Genomic DNA, 15543 nt, shown 5'->3' on the forward strand with positions numbered 1-15543 from the left:
CTGATCAAAATGGCATGGAAGAATATGTGGCGTAATAATACGCGAACGCTTATTACAATGGCGGCGATTTTTTTTGCTGTTATTTTATCGGTCATAGCCAGCAGTTTGCAAGAGGGCATTTTCAGTAATCTGGTCAAAAACGTGGTGAGCTTTTATACAGGGTATTTACAAGTGCACAAACAGGGGTACTGGAACGAGCAAATCCTGGATAATAGCTTTGAATCATCAGCCGAGCCAAAACGAAGAATTTCAAACGACAAAAACGTACTTACGGTTACTTCAAGAATAGAATCATTTGCATTAGCGTCTTCGGCTGATATAACCAAGGGGGCGCTGGTTGCCGGTATCGAACCCGAACAAGAGAACCGGATCACCCTATTAAAAAATAAAGTTGTGCAGGGCCGTTACCTGAAGGATAATGAACAGGCAGTATTGTTGTCGCAAGGGCTTGCAGAAAGGTTGAAATTGAAGACTAATGATACCGTATTACTCATCGGGCAGGGTTATCATGGCGCTACAGCAGCCGGTAAATATCTGATCAAAGGGATAGTAAAATTCGGCTCACCGGAATTAAACAGCAAATCACTGTTTATGCCACTGGCTGCCGCGCAGGATTTTTACAGTGCGGGTGGCGTGGTAACCTCTTATATTCTTTCATTGAAGGATATCAAGGCCCTTCAAACTACGAGGTCTGCTGTGTCCGGGTACCTCGGTCCGGCTTACGAAGTGATGACCTGGGAAGAGCTGATGCCGGATATCAAACAGCATATCGCATCGGATTCGAATAGTATGAAATACATCCAGGGGATTTTATACCTGCTGATATGCTTTGGCATTTTTGGCACCTTATTAATGATGATGGTTGAAAGAAAGTTTGAAATGGGTATGCTTGTGGCTGTCGGGATGAAAAAAAGCAAATTGGTTTTCCTGCTCATGTTTGAATCGGTTTTCACCGTGATCACGGGCTGCTTGCTGGGGATAGCGGCCAGTATCCCTATTGTATATTATTTAAACCGGCACCCTTTAAGAATGGGCGGTGAAACTGCGAAAATATACGAGAAATTTGGCTTTGAAGCCATATTTCCCACTTCAACCAGTGCTGCCATTTTTATTCACCAGGGGGTAATCGTGCTGTTAATTGGCTTATTGCTATCACTGTACCCTGTATACAAAGTGATCCGGTTAGACCCTATTACAGCAATGAAACGATAACAATAATGATGATGATCTTCATAATGGCATGGCGGAATATCTGGCGCAACAAAATGCGGAGCATGGTTATTATTTTATCCATAGCGGTGGGTTTATTTGCCGGTATTGCCGTGCTGGCCTTATATAAAGGGATGATGAAAAGCAGGGTACGTACCGTTATCGACGCTGAGGTTGGCCATTTACAGCTACACGATATCAATTTTAAGAAAGATTACGAGCCCAAATTTGTGCTGACGGACGGGGCCTCAATATTAAAAACAGTTAGTTCAATGCCCGCGGTCAAACTCGCTGCACCACGAAGCATAACCACCGGCATGCTCTCGACCACAACCGGCAGCGCGGGTGTGCAGATAAACGGCGTAGTTCCGCAGTTGGAATATGAGGCTTCCCAACTTAAGAAGAAGATCGTCGCCGGGAAGGTTTTTGATCCGGTTAAAAACAATGAGATCATGATCGGTCAAAAGCTGGCTAAAAAGATGAAGTTAAAGGTCAGGTCGAAACTCGTGCTGACTTTTACCGATACCGCAAGCAATATGGTTTCAGGGGCGTTTCGCGTAACTGCCATTTACAAAAGCGACAATACGCCGCTGGACGAGAAAAATGTGTACATCACAATGACTGACCTGAATGCTTTATTAGGCATTTCAAGCGGGTTCCACGAGGTTATGCTCTTGCTGAAAAATGATGAGGATGTAAACAAAGTACAGCAGGAGTTAAAGCAATTGTTTCCTGCCTATCAGGTCGAGTCGTGGAGGGAAATTTCGCCGGAAACGGATTTTATGGTCAAGACAACAGATCAATACGCTTATATCATCATGGTCATCATCATGTTTGCCCTGGCTTTTGGTATCGTTAATACCATGCTGATGGCCGTTTTAGAGCGGACCCGCGAGATCGGTATGATGATGGCGCTGGGTACCAACCGGGTAAGAGTGTTCGCTTTAATTTTTCTGGAAACCGTTTTCTTGACACTTGCCGGCACACCCATTGGTATTTTGACAGGCTGGGGCACATCGGCTTATTTTAATAAACACGGGCTCGACCTGTCGGGTATGGGGCGGGATATGATGGGCAGTTTTGGTTTTGGGACGATGATTTATCCGGAATTTCCGGCGGATAAGTTGTTGGTTGTTATGCTGATCGTTACCGGCACCGCTATCTTCTCCTGCTTATTTCCTGCCATAAAAGCTGTGAAATTGCGGCCCGTTGAGGCATTGAGAAGATAAACGGGTTTGAAGATGAAAAAGGCCTTATAAACAGATGATCATGAATACAGTAATCGATGCACATAACATCAGTAAGGTATACAACAAAGAGACTATACCTGTATACGCGGTAAACAACGTGCATTTGCACATAGAAAGAGGGGAGTTTACTGCATTGGTCGGGCCATCCGGGTCGGGCAAAACCACTTTGCTGAATTTAATAGGCGGCCTGGACAAACCTGATGATGGTCAGGTGCGCATCAATGGCCTGGATATCACCGGGCTATCTGCCGATCAGCTGATCGACTTCCGCCTGAAAAACATAGGATTTGTATTTCAATCGTTTAACCTGATCCCGGTGCTTACGGCAAAAGAAAACGTGGAATTCATCATGCAGTTGCAGGGGGTGGAAAGAAGCAAACGCGACGCACGGGTAAAGCAATTGTTTGACCAGATAGAAATGGCAGATAAGCTCGATAGCCGTCCCGCGCAATTATCAGGCGGGCAGCAGCAGCGCGTGGCTGTTGCAAGGGCACTGGCAACCAAACCACAGTTTGTTTTAGCAGATGAGCCAACCGCGAACCTTGACTCTCAGTCAGCGGCTAATCTACTGGATATCATGGCAAAGCTTAACAAGGAAGAACAAATCACTTTTCTTTTTTCCACGCATGACCAGCGGGTAATTGACCGGGCCCGAAGGGTTATCACCCTGGTCGACGGTAAAATAACCAGCGATACAGCAGCTGTTTCAACCAAACATGGTCACGCCGGCGGAAAGAAATGAAAAAGCTGCTGGCTATCGGGTTCATCTTTTCGTTTGCAATAGCAGCAAATGCCCAGGACAGCACCGCAACATCAAAAAAGCTGGCCATTAACGGGTATATTAAAAACCTGCAGACGCTCAATTTTGATAAATATCTCAGCGATCTGGTATCCGGTAACACTATTCACAACCGGATCAATGTAAAATGGATGCCGACCGACCGGTTTACCGGCGATGCCGAGTTCCGTACACGCTTGATCTGGGGAGAGGAAGTAAAGCTGACCCCGGGCTTCGTATCGTTATTGCGAAACGAAAACGAAGCGATCAACATGCAAAAGCTATGGATGGAAAACAAGTCGTTGGTTTTGCTGACTAACGTGGAAAGGCTGTATGCTGATTATGGAAATGATCAACTGAGTATCCGTGTCGGACGCCAGCGGATCAATTGGGGAGTAGCGACCACCTGGAACCCTAACGACATTTTTAATTCCTACAATTTTCTTGATTTTGATTATGAAGAGCGGCCGGGTGTGGACGGTGCCAAAGCCAGGTACCTGTTCAGCAGCGTTTTCAATACCGAACTTGCTTATGCGAATACCGGTCAAAAAAACGGGAATGTGGCAGCGTTTAAGTTCGCCCTCAATCAATGGGGTTATGACCTGCAGCTCATTACCGGGTGGTACCATACCCATCCAACACTGGGCGCCGGTTGGGCAGGGAATATTAAAGATGCCGGTTTTAAAGGCGAGGTGCAGTATTTTTTGCCCGGACGGGATTCAAACGACCATTTGAACCTGACCCTTCAGGGGGATTATATGTTTAAAAACGGCTGGTATATAAATTTAGGTCTTTTGTTCAATAACCGGGGTTTAAATCAACCTGTAAGTAATTGGGGCAATTTGAGCCTTGGACTTTCGCCGGAAAACCTGATGCCCACCCGGTGGAATATCATTGCAACAACGATGAAGGAGATTAACCCCCTGTTTTCTGCAAATTTGAGTGTAGTCTACGCTCCCGGGTCGAACCTGCTTATCCTTTATCCGTCCTTCCGGTATAGCCTGGCTACGAACCTGGATGCGGACCTGGTGTGGCAATCCTTTTTTGCCGAACAGGATCATGCTTTCGAAGCGGCGAATCACACTTGCTTTTTCCGGCTGAAATGGAGCTTTTAGCGGGAAATGTGATGCAGATCATTTTTTATTCCAAAATTTTACACGATATTTTAAGTTCAATAGCATCTATCGCGGGAATTCTTTTTTTATTGAACGACTACACGAAAAATTGGCCGTGGGAACTACACTGGCTGCTATTGCAGGAAGTACAACCATTTGGCAAATTAGGCTGATTAGTTATATTCGTATAAACATGTAGCCGTGAAAAAAAACAGGTCAAAAAATACGCCTTCAAAAACACCCGCAAGTGCCCGGGCAGATGCCCCGTCCCAAAACCCGTCCCTGCTTATTGTGGGTATCGGCGCTTCCGCCGGCGGACTGGAAGCGCTTAAAGTATTTTTTGAACATGCCCCCGCTAACAGCAGCATGGCTTTTGTGATCGTTCAGCACCTTGACCCGCGCCATAAAAGCCTGCTGGCCGAACTGATCTCCGGTCATACGAAAATGATGGTGAGGGAAATCGTTAACGGCGACAAGGTCAAACCCGATCATGTCTATGTTATTCCGCCTAACAAGTCCCTGACGATCGAAAAACAAAAACTTTTGCTGACCGGTCCCGCGGCTGATCGCGCCGAGAGAAGGCCGATCGATGGCTTTTTTCGCAGCCTGGCCGCTGACCAGCAGGAGAATGCGGCCGGAATCGTGCTCTCCGGCACAGGCACCGAAGGTGCGCTGGGATTACAGGCGATCAAAGCAGCGGGAGGCATTACCATGGTTCAGGAGCCGGAAACGGCACAGTTCGACGGCATGCCGCGCAGCGCCATCGCGGCCGGGGCTGCAGACCTGGTCCTCCCCCCGGAACAAATGGCCGAACAACTCAGCAAGTTGATGGGCAAAGAAAAGCTTCCGGCGGTCCCGGTGGATGCCGAGCTCTCCGGCCAGTTGGAGGAAAAATTAAGTAAGATCTTCCAGATCATCCGGGCGCAGACCGGTTATGACTTTTCGAATTACAAGCTCAATACCATCGCCCGCAGGATCAACAAACGGATCGCGCTGAACAAGTTCACTACCCTGGCGGAGTATGCCAGATTCCTGAAGGACCATCCCGAAGAAGTGACCCGGCTTTACAAGGATTTCCTGATCGGTGTCACCTCTTTTTTCAGGGACAGCGATGCCTTCAAGCGTCTGCAGGAGCAGGCTGTCCCGCTCTTGCTGGAGCAAAGCGGGGATAAGCAGGAGCTGCGGGCCTGGGTATGCGGCTGCTCCACCGGTGAAGAAGCTTATTCACTGGCCATCTTATTGAAAGAAGCGCTGGACAGCAACAAACAGTATGTAAAGGTTACCGTCTTCGCTTCTGATATCGATGAAGCAGCCATCGAATTTGCGCGGCTCGGGATCTACAGTGAAAGTGCTGCAGCTCAAATTTCTCCCGAACGCCTGTCCAAATATTTCATCAAAAATGAGCACGGCTACCAGGTCAAAAAAGATGTCCGGGAAATGGTGGTATTTGCTCATCACAACTTGCTGAAAGACCCGCCTTTCTCTAAACTTGACCTGATCTCCTGCAGAAATCTTTTGATCTATATCAAAAGCGAATTACAGAAAAAGATCATTCCCCTGTTTCATTATAGTCTGAATGATGACGGGTGGTTATTTTTAGGCACCTCGGAAAGTATCGGCGAATACACTGGCCTGTTCACCACGATCGATGCGAAATACAAATTATTCAGGAAAAAGAACGGTCATGCCAAAAGGCCGTCGCCTTTGCTGGAATTGCCCTTTATCGGCGACAAGCTCGTTTCAGCCAGAAAAGGCGCTGCTACCGCATCGCCAAAGGCGGCGCCGGTACCGGCCGCTGCCGAACAGCCGGCAGCCGAAAGCCCGCCTTCGGTCATCATTGATAAAAACAATGACGCGCTATACTTTTCAGGCCCGATAGCGATATATCTCTCACCGCCCAACGGCGTGGCCAAATGGAATATCCTTGAAATGGCCGGTAAGGAGCTGAGAACGCACCTGAAAAATTCCATCAAAAAAGCCCGTAAAAACAAAACGGCCGTCCAGAAGAACCATCTGGAGATCGCTGGCAATAACGGTGTCCGGCAGTTTAATCTGCATATCAAACCCCTGCTGACCAGGAAGTATGATTCGGGTACGTTAATGGTTGTTTTTGAACCGGCGGACCTGCCTGAAACCCCACCTGCAGCTGGTTCTATAAAAAAAACGAACCGGAACAGCCGGTTGGAAAACGAACTGCAACTGACGCGCGCGGACCTGCAGGCCGCGGTCCATGACCTGGCATCGGCCAATGAAGATCTGCAGAGCGTCAATGAGGAACTGCAGAGCACGAATGAAGAGCTGGAAACCTCCCGGGAAGAATTACAGTCCCTGAACGAGGAACTGATCACGGTCAATACCGAGCTGACCGGCAAGATCGATCAGCTGTCACAGTCGAATAACGACCTGAATAACCTGCTGCGAAGCATCGAAGTGGCCACTGTTTACCTGGACCGCAAACTGAGGGTCAAAAGGTTCACCCCGGCGGCTACGAAGATATTCAACCTGATCCCGGCGGACATCGGCCGCCCGCTTACCCAATTGAAGCTCAATCTGCACTATGACAACCTGGCTGATGATGTGAGCCATGCGCTCAAAACGCTCGAAACCAGATCGGTAGAGGTAAGCGGATCGGACGGGACCTGGTATTATATGCGGATCATTCCTTACCGCACCTCTGAAAATATGATCGAAGGCGTGCTGATCACGCTGGTTGACATCAGCAGCCAAAAAGCGGTGGAGCACGATCTGGCCAAAAGCAACGAGCATCTCAACCTGGTGATGGAGAACCTGCCGGCGGTACCCTATACCTGCACCATGGCACCTGAGCTGGAATTCAGTTTTGTCGGCAAAAGCTGTGAAAAGGTCACCGGCTTCCTGCCCGGGCAGTTCACCGGTAAAACCGCATTTTGGATGCAACGCATCCATCCGGACGATCAGCAAAAAATGAGCACTGCTTTTGCCGGGATCGCTAAAAAGGGAAATGATGAGCAAAACTTCCGGTGGAAATGCGCCAACGGGAAGTACAAGCAGTTTATCAATACGATCCGGTATACCGCCGCACGGCCCGGAAAGCCCGCTTATATCGCGGGCGTGTGGCAGGAGGTATTAAGCGCAAAGTCCGCAATAAAAAACAAATCCAGCTGATGAATTGAAAAACAGGAGGTCAATATGAACAAGATCATATCAAAAAAAGACAAATTCTCCAGGCTGCGTCAAAAAGCCGAGGAGGAACTGAAAGGAAGCAACCTAAAACCCGGCATCAGCGACCTGGAACATGAACTCAGTGTGCATGAGATAGAACTCCAGATGCAAAACGCAGAGTTGCTGGACACCCAGGAAAGGCTCAGTGCGGCACTGTCCGAATATGCAGAGTTGTTTGAACTATCACCGGTAGGTTATTTTATCCTGGACAAAGAAGGCCTGATCGAGAAGGTGAACGTCCGCGCGACAGCCCAACTGGGTATGGACAAGGAATCGCTGATCAGCAAGCCGTTTTCGAGCTTTTTGCATACCGGACTGGATCAGGACAACTTTTACCGGCACCTGAATACCGCCATTGCGGAAGGGACACTGGAGCGGATGGAATGCGAGATCAGACGGAAGGATGGCGCCATTTTTGCCGCCTTTGTGAAGTCCAAGGTCATGTGGGACCAAAGGCACGAATTCAAACATCTGCTTTCGATCATGACAGATATCTCCCATATTAAAGAACACGAACACGAGATCGAAATGCAATTGACCAGGTCGGAAGAACTCAGTACCATGAAATCGCGTTTTATCGGTATGGCTTCGCATGAGTTCCGCACGCCCTTGACCTCCATGCTATCCAGTACGACGCTGGTCGAAAAGTATGCGCTGTCCGGCGAAACCGAGAAAATGAAAAGGCACCTGGGCCGCGTCAAAAGTTCCATCAGACATCTGGTCACCATTCTTGATGAATTCCTTTCCATTGAAAAATTGGAGAGCGGCAAGGTCGAAATTCAGCGGACCCCTTTCGATCTGCCCGAATTTTGCGAGGACCTGATGGAAGAAGTATCCGCAACCCGGAAGCAGGGCCAGGTGATCAGCTACTACCACGAGGGGCTCCGGGAGATTACCGAAGACCGGAAGATCCTGCAGCATATCCTGCTGAACCTGCTGTCCAACGCCTGTAAATATTCCGGCGAAGAAGAGGAGATTAACCTTTTGACCAGCGTCAACGATCAGCGCATTACCATCAGCGTAGAAGATCACGGCATCGGCATACCCGTTGCCGAACAGGAGCACGTATTTACCCGGTTTTTCAGGGCGCATAATACGGGCAATATTCAGGGGACCGGCTTGGGGCTTAATATTGTTAAAAGGTATGTGGAGTTATTAAAGGGCACGATCGACTTTGTCAGCCGGCCTAATGAGGGAACCCTTTTCACCGTGACATTTTCACAGGTTTAACCAGGCTGGTACCCTTTATTTTTCAGATCGTCATAAAATTTTGCAAGGGTAACATGGATATAGGGTATCAGCCAGAGAAATCCGATGCCCAGCGTGAGCACACATAAGATGGCCAGCAGTAAAAACCGCAGGAACAGATAAAAGAGTTTCAGCTTATAGCCATCCATCAATTCTTTACTTCGGGCAAGCACGTCCTGTGGTTTTAAGTTTGGATCATCCGCGAGGATATAGAAAACCATCGCATAGGATAGCGCCGCGATAATGCCCGGTACGATCAGCAGCAAGAGCCATAGCAGGACATATAACAGGGAGAGCAGATAAGTCAGCAGTGCGCCGGTGAAGTACCTGAATCCGTCGAATAACTGCTCCAGTTTCGCATCCTTACCGCGGGACAAGGACAATGAAAATGTGGCAGCGCCCAGCATCATGGGGCCGGCCACGAGTATGGCGGCTAAGCCGACCTTCTGCATCGCGCCAAAAGAGCCCATGATCAGGCTATAGACCAGGAAGGTCCCGATCGCCAATCCCCATTTATCCTTTAGGGCTGCCCGGGCAGCTTGCATTAACGCTGTATTTTCTGTTGCCATAATCTTTGTTTTTTACAAAGGAACGGTATGGCAAAAGCCGGAAAAATGACGTAAGGCACAGTCCGGACTGATTTTCATGCTTATCGTTGGTAAGCGCGCTTCGACCATAACGGCCAGGCCATTGTTTGGTAGAGGAGCTTCCCGGCTGCAAAAGCCAGGATCAGCAGGAAAGGGAAAGCGGCACCTAAACCAAGGGGCGTAATCGCCAGCAGGAAAACGATCGCAGCCATGCAGGCAGCCCTCACCCATTGGCCCCGGTAGCTCATCGCCAGGGCGATTAACCCCTGGCCGGCAGCGATCGTGCTGACCATCCCCTTGATGTGGCCGCGGAACCAGCCGTTGATAAAGCTACTATAACCCATGGCATAACGTCCGAATTCCAGGTAAGCCTCCGGATGCTCATGACAGGTGTCATAATTGATCCAGACCGCCCAGCCAAAGATCAGGGCCAGGGCCAGTTCGTGACTGGCCGGGCCTCCGGAAAGCGGCCCAGAGGATCCACAGTCCCACGGCATTCGAAAAGCCGTAAGCAACTAAGAAAAGGGGCGCGTGCTGCGGGTGCATCGTATAGCTGTTTAGGGTTATAAGACTAATAAGGGAACGCGCTGCCCCAGTGCGGCGGGTGGCCACTGCCCCTTATCGAAATTTCCGCCAGGAACTGCTAATTCCGGTTTCTTCAGCACCGGTAATGTTTCCTGGAAGCGAATATGCGTGTAAGGGCTTTGACGGGCGATCGCGGCCATGAACCGCTCTGCGCGGTCCCGGAGCTTTTTGGCCAGCGGTACGGGGGTGATCACCAATTCCGCCTGGAACGGTTCAGCCAGTTTAATCAATGTCTGAAGGCGGGCCATCTCCTCCTCGGCCAGCGAAGTTTCAAAAACGATCTGTCTATAAGGCTGAAAGTCAGCATCGGGCGGCACGATCAGCAGGGGCCGCAGGCCATGCTCGATCAGCAGACGGGCGTGATCCTGGCTGGGCTTTCCGCCCGGCAGGTACTCGTGGCTACCGGCGACAAGCAGCCCGACGGTACTTTTGGGGTCGTAAACAGCCAGGCGCGGATCAAAGGCGCCGTCCTGCCATTGATAGCGTACAGCGGGCAGGTAGGCCCCCGCATCCAGTGATTCCGCCAGCTTTCGCACCGCTACGCTCAGCAGCCGGAGTTTTTCCACGCCGGCTTTTTGCTGTGCGAGCCGTTGTTCTTCCAGCCAATCCTCAGAGATTCCAGAATCTACAGGTGGCTTTTGCCCCGTATAGTGGACCAACAAAATATCCATTTGCAGGCATGCTGCCAGGCGGAAGGCATAATCAGCCGCGTGGGCTGCGTTCACCGAAAAATCGATCATGACCAGGATCTGTTTCATGGCCTGGCTTGTTGAGGAACATTAACGGTGGCGTGGCTGATCAGCAGCTTGTGAAAATCTTCAGCGGGAACGATCGGCAGCTTATTCAGGATGCCCTCCACGACCCTCGGGATATCATTTATCGCTCTTTGCGGATCGTCCACATCACCTATGCCATAGCCGCGCCAGATCACCTGCCGGCTTTTCCGTTCGATCAGGTCGATGATCAGCGTGCCCTCACGGTAAGGCACGCGTTCGATATCATCACCAACATAGACCATGAAATTGCTGGGATAACCAAAATAAAAATAACGGCCATACCGGTTGCGCGTCACCCCATGATAAATGGTCCGCGGCCCATAAACATAGACCGGGCGATTATAGATCCTAACCCGGTCATTTACCTGTATGGTATAACGTACCAGCAGGTCGGGACGGGCGGGCTCCAGTTTGAGGTTGCGCCGCTCGAGCTGTGCAGTGACCTCATCTTTGATCTTTTCATCGGCAATATCGCTGTAATGACCTGTCGTATCCGCTGCAGGCAGCCAGGCAAAGGTGCGGTATTTCGGAAAAGTGGCCCGGGGGCTTTCGATCGCATAGTATTGGTAGGCCGTACAGCCGGCGAAAAGAGCGGCCAGTAATACCAGTACAAATGAATTTGATTGTTTCATGATATTGCAGTCTAAGACACAAATTTGAGGCCTGCGGAACGCTATAGCCATGACCGGCGTCAGCCATAAGCGTGATACTGATCAATTGCAGAGGTGGCACGAGGGAGACCGCGGGCCACCCGGCTAAGTAGAAACTACCGTGAAAGCATTTGCTATAGAGAAAGCTGCGGACTGACCAGGGTCAGTCGGGGAACTGACCGGCATCATGGCAGGATAGCGGCTGATCCTGGAAATTTGTTTTAATAAATTTTATGGCCATGAAACACACGCATTCTATGCAGCCGCGCAAAAGACGCCTGACCTGGACAGATAAACATAGCCAGCTGGCAACGCTGATTACCATAGCACTTATTATTTTATTACTGATCCTATTCTTCCTTTTCCCTAACCTCGTAGGCTGACAGGTCAAATGCTGCTGCGTTACTCGTCGCCCCTACCGGAGAGACAGGACGCGATACAGCCCAGTAATTCCGTAGCTTCATAGGGCTTGGTCAGGTAGAAGCGCACACCCGCCTCCGTTGCTTTTTGCCGGTCCTTAGGTTCTGCTTTGGCTGTTGTGAAAATAAAAGGAATGCCGGCATAGCTGCGGTTCACTTGTTCATAAACTGCATAACCATCCAGGCCGGTCATTAGGATATCGCAAACGATCACATCCGGTCGCTGCAGATCGATCAGGGCGAGCGCGATCTCGCCGGAAGCGGCTTCGATCACCTCGTAGCCTTCCAGGGCGATCAATTCGCCGGCATTTTCGCGGATATCGGTATTATCCTCGATCAGTAAAATGGTTCTTTTCATAGCGGAAAATTTAGTAAGACAGTCAGGTCTTCGTTAAAACACGCGCCTTGAAAGGGCCATGATCGGGATAGATCGATTCAGTGGACACGCTGTGGCGGGATAAAGTGATCGAGGTCCGGGGCGTAGGCAAATATACGGTGAGCACATTCCAAATGTTATTTTTTGTTTTATTTTTTTGCTCCCGCCTGATGAATATCATTTCGCAGGCTGACCGGGGTCATCTCCGCCCGGCTGTTTTGCGGTTAATTTTGCATATAACAACAATTGACCGACTCATGAAAAAGCGAAGCATCAAGGTTCCAAATGAGGTACCGCCGGTAAAACAGCCGCCTGAAGTCAGGCCTCCGGCAGCACCCGGCCTGCCGAAGATCCCGGAAGAAGCCCCCGCTATGGAACCGGAAAAACAGTCCCGGGTATCGCCCTACGATTTCCCGCCTCCGGGAGAAGGTATTTTTCCGGAGATCTTTCGAACCTGTTAATCATACAAACGCCATGGAAACTCAATTAATCAAGGAAAATTTAACGAACGAAACCTTAAAAACCATCTTCGAAAGAAGAGCGGTCAGGAAATACCGCCCGGATATGGTGGAAGAAGAACTCTTGGATCAGGTTCTGGCGGCGGGCCGCATGGCGCCATCCGCCATGAACAGGCAACCCTGGAAATTCTATATTGCTACGCATCAGGACACCATCGCTGCCTTTTCGCGGGCGATCGCAAAGGTCACGCCTAAAGTCCTGTTCCGGGAATTGCTTAAACACCCAGTAGCCACGGTCAAGACATTGCTACACGAATTGCCCCAGGCGCTGCATGACAAAAGCCCCGACCCGGTGTTTCACGGTGCGCCGGTGGTCATCTTTATTACCGCACCCAAAGACAATGAGTGGGCGGGCCTTGATATCGGTATGTGTGCGCAGAATATGATGCTGGCAGCCAGATCGCTTGGCCTGGACAGCTGCCCGGTCGGGTTTGCCAAGTTCATCGCGCAGACGCCGGTTTACCATAAACTGGAGGTACCGGATGCGGAAACGGTGCATTTAGCGGTGATCATAGGGTATGGTAATGAAAAACCTGAGCCGCATCCCAGGGAAACAGCTAACGTCATTTTTATAGACCGCATGGAATGCTGCTGATCAGCCAACCATGTTCATTTAAAAAAGTTATGAAAACATTGGAAAATAAAGTAGCCCTGATCACCGGGGCGGGTTCCGGTATCGGCAAAGCTATTGCTATATTATACGCGGCGGAGGGCGCCAAAGTGGCCGTTACGGACCTGGATGAGAAAGGCGGTCATGAAACCCTCGCCGCTATCCAGGCGAACGGTGGCGACGCCATTTTTTTGAAAGCGGATACGGCTGTACAGGCGCAGCACCAGCAGTTAGTGGAAGAGACCGTCCGGCATTTTGGCGGTCTGCATATCGCCGTCAATAACGCGGGTATCGGCGGTCCGTTAAATACGGTTAGCGAATACCCGGTCGATGGCTGGGATAAGGTGATCTCCGTCAACTTATCGGGTGTATTTTATGGGCTGCATTACCAGATCCCGGCCATGATCGCTTCGGGTGGCGGCAGTATCGTGAATATGGCATCGATTCTCGGCAAGGTTGGCACCAAAGGCTCGCCCGCTTACGTTGCGGCCAAACACGGCGTTATCGGCTTAACGGAAGCTGCCGCGCTGGAGTACGCGGACCAGGGAATTCGCATCAACGCGATCGGCCCCGGTTATATTCTGACTCCGCTGCTGAAGGTATTGGATGAAAACACCATGAAGTTGCTGACCGGGTTACACCCGATGGGCCGCTTAGGCCGGCCGGAGGAAGTGGCCGAACTATCGCTCTGGCTGAACTCCGATAAAGCCTCTTTCGTTACCGGCTCCTATTATAATATCGACGGTGGTTACTTAGCGCAATAACATGAAAACGATCCTCGTACCTACCGATTTTTCCAGGGGAGCCATCCACGCGGCAGAAAGCGCGTCCTGGCTGGCTGAACAACTGCATACGCAGTTGCTTTTATGGAATTGTGCCCCCCGTGTGCCGGTCATGCCCGGCTACCTGGGCGGCCCAACATTCGCGGAGGCGGTTGCCGGAACGGTAGAAAGCCGTGACCGGTTCGGAGAACTGGCGGAGGAACTGGCGGATTTTATGACCAATTCCGGTGGCGACTACCGGCCGCAACTGGCTACCCGCTACTCGGAAGGCAGCTTCCGGGATGGACTGACCCAGCTGCTTCATGAAGACACTTTCGAGCTCATCGTGATCGGCGCGCCGTCCGGTTGCGCGGTAGAACATATATTCACGGGCAGCCATACGCTGCAGGTTATTGAGGCCGCTAATTGCCCGGTGCTCATCGTGCCTTCCCGCGCGGCATTAAACCAACTGGATAAAGTGGTATTTGCGACCGATTATGAACCCGGTGACCTGGCTGCCATCAGCTACCTGTCGGAGTTAAGCCGGCTGCTGAAGTTCGCGATCGAGGTGGTACATATAGTGCTTAATGGGACCGATGGCTACGAACCGGAACAAAAGGAAACAACATTCAAAGAACAACTGGCCAAACTGAAGAATGCCCGGATCACCTGCAAAGAACTTCGCGGCAAGGAAGTAGTTGGACGTTTGAACCGGGTCGGTAAGCAGACCGGCGCCGATCTGCTGGCCATGAGCCACCATCACTATTCCTTTTTTAAAAAACTGTTCAGTGAAAGCACGGTGGCAAGGGAGCTTGCCCATCAGAAAATACCACTGCTGGTCTTTCCCCTTAACACCGCAAATAGTTAAAAGACCGTATTCCTGAAAATAAAATGTATCACAATAAAAATAACCGCCAGCAAGAGCATAACCAGCAGCAGGAATGGATAAGGGTTGATCTTGCCACCCGCTTTCTTCGATCTGATCATTTTCTTCATAGCGCAAAACTCATTATTGATTACTCATTCTTCCAATATCTTCTTCCTTTCGTGATATTCCTCTTTTGTTATTTCTCCTGAAGCAAAGCGCTTCTTTAAAATATCCAAAGGTGAATCCTTTTTTTTGCGTTGCCCGGGGAGATCGTAAGGCGTGGCAAATATCCAGATCAACATGACACACCAGAGGTCAACATGACACACCAGAGGAACCACCATATCAGGTGCATTCCCCAAAAATGATAACCGTAATTAAACATGGCTTAAAATTTAAATTATATTAACTAATGTGTTTAAAATCAGGCGGAAAAACCATTACCGGCAATGACTGATCGGCTAGCATCGCCCTGGTCTCGCTATGACCGAACAACCTGGCAATAAACGAATGTTCTCCATGGGTCATCGCTAACATATCTACCCCGTTCTGTTTGCAGTAATGCTGTAAGCCCTGATGGACGTCTTCGGCG

At 50.2% G+C, this 15543-nt stretch carries 19 protein-coding genes; 11 read left to right on the forward strand and 8 right to left on the reverse strand.

Features of this window, described 5'->3' with window-relative positions; translation table 11 throughout:
• Positions 1–9 precede the first annotated feature (9 nt).
• The 6 genes from NPE20_RS26105 to NPE20_RS26130 all read left to right on the forward strand — a co-directional run bounded on the left by NPE20_RS26105 (position 10) and on the right by NPE20_RS26130 (position 8783).
• Positions 10–1212, forward strand: coding sequence for an ABC transporter permease (locus NPE20_RS26105; protein ID WP_256541660.1), 1203 nt, complete (start codon positions 10–12; stop codon positions 1210–1212).
• Positions 1213–1274: 62 nt separating this feature from the next.
• On the forward strand, positions 1275–2438 hold the full coding sequence (locus NPE20_RS26110; protein ID WP_256541661.1) for an ABC transporter permease: 1164 nt from the start codon (positions 1275–1277) through the stop codon (positions 2436–2438).
• Positions 2439–2478: 40 nt separating this feature from the next.
• Positions 2479–3201, forward strand: a complete 723-nt coding sequence (locus NPE20_RS26115; RefSeq protein ID WP_256541662.1) for an ABC transporter ATP-binding protein — start codon at positions 2479–2481, stop codon at positions 3199–3201.
• Positions 3198–4352: a DUF1302 family protein gene (locus NPE20_RS26120; RefSeq protein ID WP_256541663.1), complete on the forward strand. Its 1155-nt coding sequence runs from the start codon at positions 3198–3200 to the stop codon at positions 4350–4352. The genes NPE20_RS26115 and NPE20_RS26120 overlap by 4 nt, the downstream gene beginning before the upstream one ends.
• Before the next feature lie 201 nt (positions 4353–4553).
• Positions 4554–7496, forward strand: a complete 2943-nt coding sequence (locus NPE20_RS26125) for a chemotaxis protein CheB (RefSeq protein ID WP_256541664.1) — start codon at positions 4554–4556, stop codon at positions 7494–7496.
• 24 nt (positions 7497–7520) lie between these two features.
• A complete protein-coding gene (locus NPE20_RS26130; RefSeq protein WP_256541665.1) occupies positions 7521–8783 on the forward strand; it encodes a PAS domain-containing sensor histidine kinase in 1263 nt (420 codons plus the stop codon).
• Here the strand turns inward: NPE20_RS26130 and NPE20_RS26135 are convergent.
• The 4 genes from NPE20_RS26135 to NPE20_RS26150 all read right to left on the reverse strand — a co-directional run bounded on the left by NPE20_RS26135 (position 8780) and on the right by NPE20_RS26150 (position 11381).
• Positions 8780–9370: a DUF975 family protein gene (locus tag NPE20_RS26135; protein ID WP_256541666.1), complete on the reverse strand. Its 591-nt coding sequence runs from the start codon at positions 9368–9370 to the stop codon at positions 8780–8782. The genes NPE20_RS26130 and NPE20_RS26135 overlap by 4 nt on opposite strands.
• Before the next feature lie 80 nt (positions 9371–9450).
• Positions 9451–9885, reverse strand: coding sequence for a hypothetical protein (locus NPE20_RS26140; protein WP_256541667.1), 435 nt, complete (start codon positions 9883–9885; stop codon positions 9451–9453).
• A gap of 66 nt (positions 9886–9951) precedes the next feature.
• Positions 9952–10731, reverse strand: a complete 780-nt coding sequence (locus tag NPE20_RS26145; RefSeq protein WP_256541668.1) for a universal stress protein — start codon at positions 10729–10731, stop codon at positions 9952–9954.
• Positions 10728–11381, reverse strand: a complete 654-nt coding sequence (locus tag NPE20_RS26150; RefSeq protein ID WP_256541669.1) for a DUF4136 domain-containing protein — start codon at positions 11379–11381, stop codon at positions 10728–10730. The genes NPE20_RS26145 and NPE20_RS26150 overlap by 4 nt, the downstream gene beginning before the upstream one ends.
• Positions 11382–11638: 257 nt before the next feature.
• On the opposite strand from NPE20_RS26150, the gene NPE20_RS26155 reads away from it, so the two are divergent.
• Positions 11639–11782: a hypothetical protein gene (locus tag NPE20_RS26155; protein ID WP_256541670.1), complete on the forward strand. Its 144-nt coding sequence runs from the start codon at positions 11639–11641 to the stop codon at positions 11780–11782.
• Positions 11783–11801: 19 nt separating this feature from the next.
• On the opposite strand, the gene NPE20_RS26160 is transcribed toward NPE20_RS26155, so the two are convergent.
• Positions 11802–12176 carry a response regulator gene (locus NPE20_RS26160; RefSeq protein ID WP_256541671.1) on the reverse strand — a complete coding sequence of 125 codons (375 nt, stop codon included), beginning with the start codon at positions 12174–12176 and terminating at the stop codon, positions 11802–11804.
• Between the two features lie 275 nt (positions 12177–12451).
• Between NPE20_RS26160 and NPE20_RS26165 the strand changes: the two genes are divergently transcribed.
• The 4 genes from NPE20_RS26165 to NPE20_RS26180 are packed head-to-tail and all read left to right on the forward strand — an operon-like array spanning position 12452 to position 14951.
• The gene (locus tag NPE20_RS26165) at positions 12452–12655 is read left to right on the forward strand and encodes a hypothetical protein (RefSeq protein WP_256541672.1); all 204 of its coding nucleotides are present in this window, start codon (positions 12452–12454) and stop codon (positions 12653–12655) included.
• A 13-nt stretch (positions 12656–12668) separates the two neighbouring features.
• Positions 12669–13307, forward strand: coding sequence for a nitroreductase (locus tag NPE20_RS26170; protein WP_256541673.1), 639 nt, complete (start codon positions 12669–12671; stop codon positions 13305–13307).
• Between the two features lie 29 nt (positions 13308–13336).
• On the forward strand, positions 13337–14086 hold the full coding sequence (locus NPE20_RS26175) for an SDR family NAD(P)-dependent oxidoreductase (RefSeq protein ID WP_256541674.1): 750 nt from the start codon (positions 13337–13339) through the stop codon (positions 14084–14086).
• A gap of 1 nt (position 14087) precedes the next feature.
• Positions 14088–14951 carry a universal stress protein gene (locus NPE20_RS26180; RefSeq protein WP_256541675.1) on the forward strand — a complete coding sequence of 288 codons (864 nt, stop codon included), beginning with the start codon at positions 14088–14090 and terminating at the stop codon, positions 14949–14951.
• Here the strand turns inward: NPE20_RS26180 and NPE20_RS26185 are convergent.
• The 3 genes from NPE20_RS26185 to NPE20_RS26195 form a co-directional block, all read right to left on the reverse strand.
• On the reverse strand, positions 14948–15079 hold the full coding sequence (locus NPE20_RS26185) for a hypothetical protein (RefSeq protein ID WP_256541676.1): 132 nt from the start codon (positions 15077–15079) through the stop codon (positions 14948–14950). The two genes, NPE20_RS26180 and NPE20_RS26185, sit on opposite strands and share 4 nt — an antisense overlap.
• A gap of 24 nt (positions 15080–15103) precedes the next feature.
• Positions 15104–15295 (reverse strand): SHOCT domain-containing protein, encoded by a 192-nt coding sequence (locus tag NPE20_RS26190; RefSeq protein ID WP_354003293.1) that lies wholly within the window; start codon positions 15293–15295, stop codon positions 15104–15106.
• A 61-nt stretch (positions 15296–15356) separates the two neighbouring features.
• Positions 15357–15543 (reverse strand): universal stress protein (locus NPE20_RS26195; protein WP_256541677.1); only part of this gene is annotated, 187 nt, incomplete at its 5' end.

The sequence above is a fragment of the Mucilaginibacter aquariorum genome, assembly GCF_024498135.1.
Lineage (GTDB): Bacteria > Bacteroidota > Bacteroidia > Sphingobacteriales > Sphingobacteriaceae > Mucilaginibacter > Mucilaginibacter aquariorum.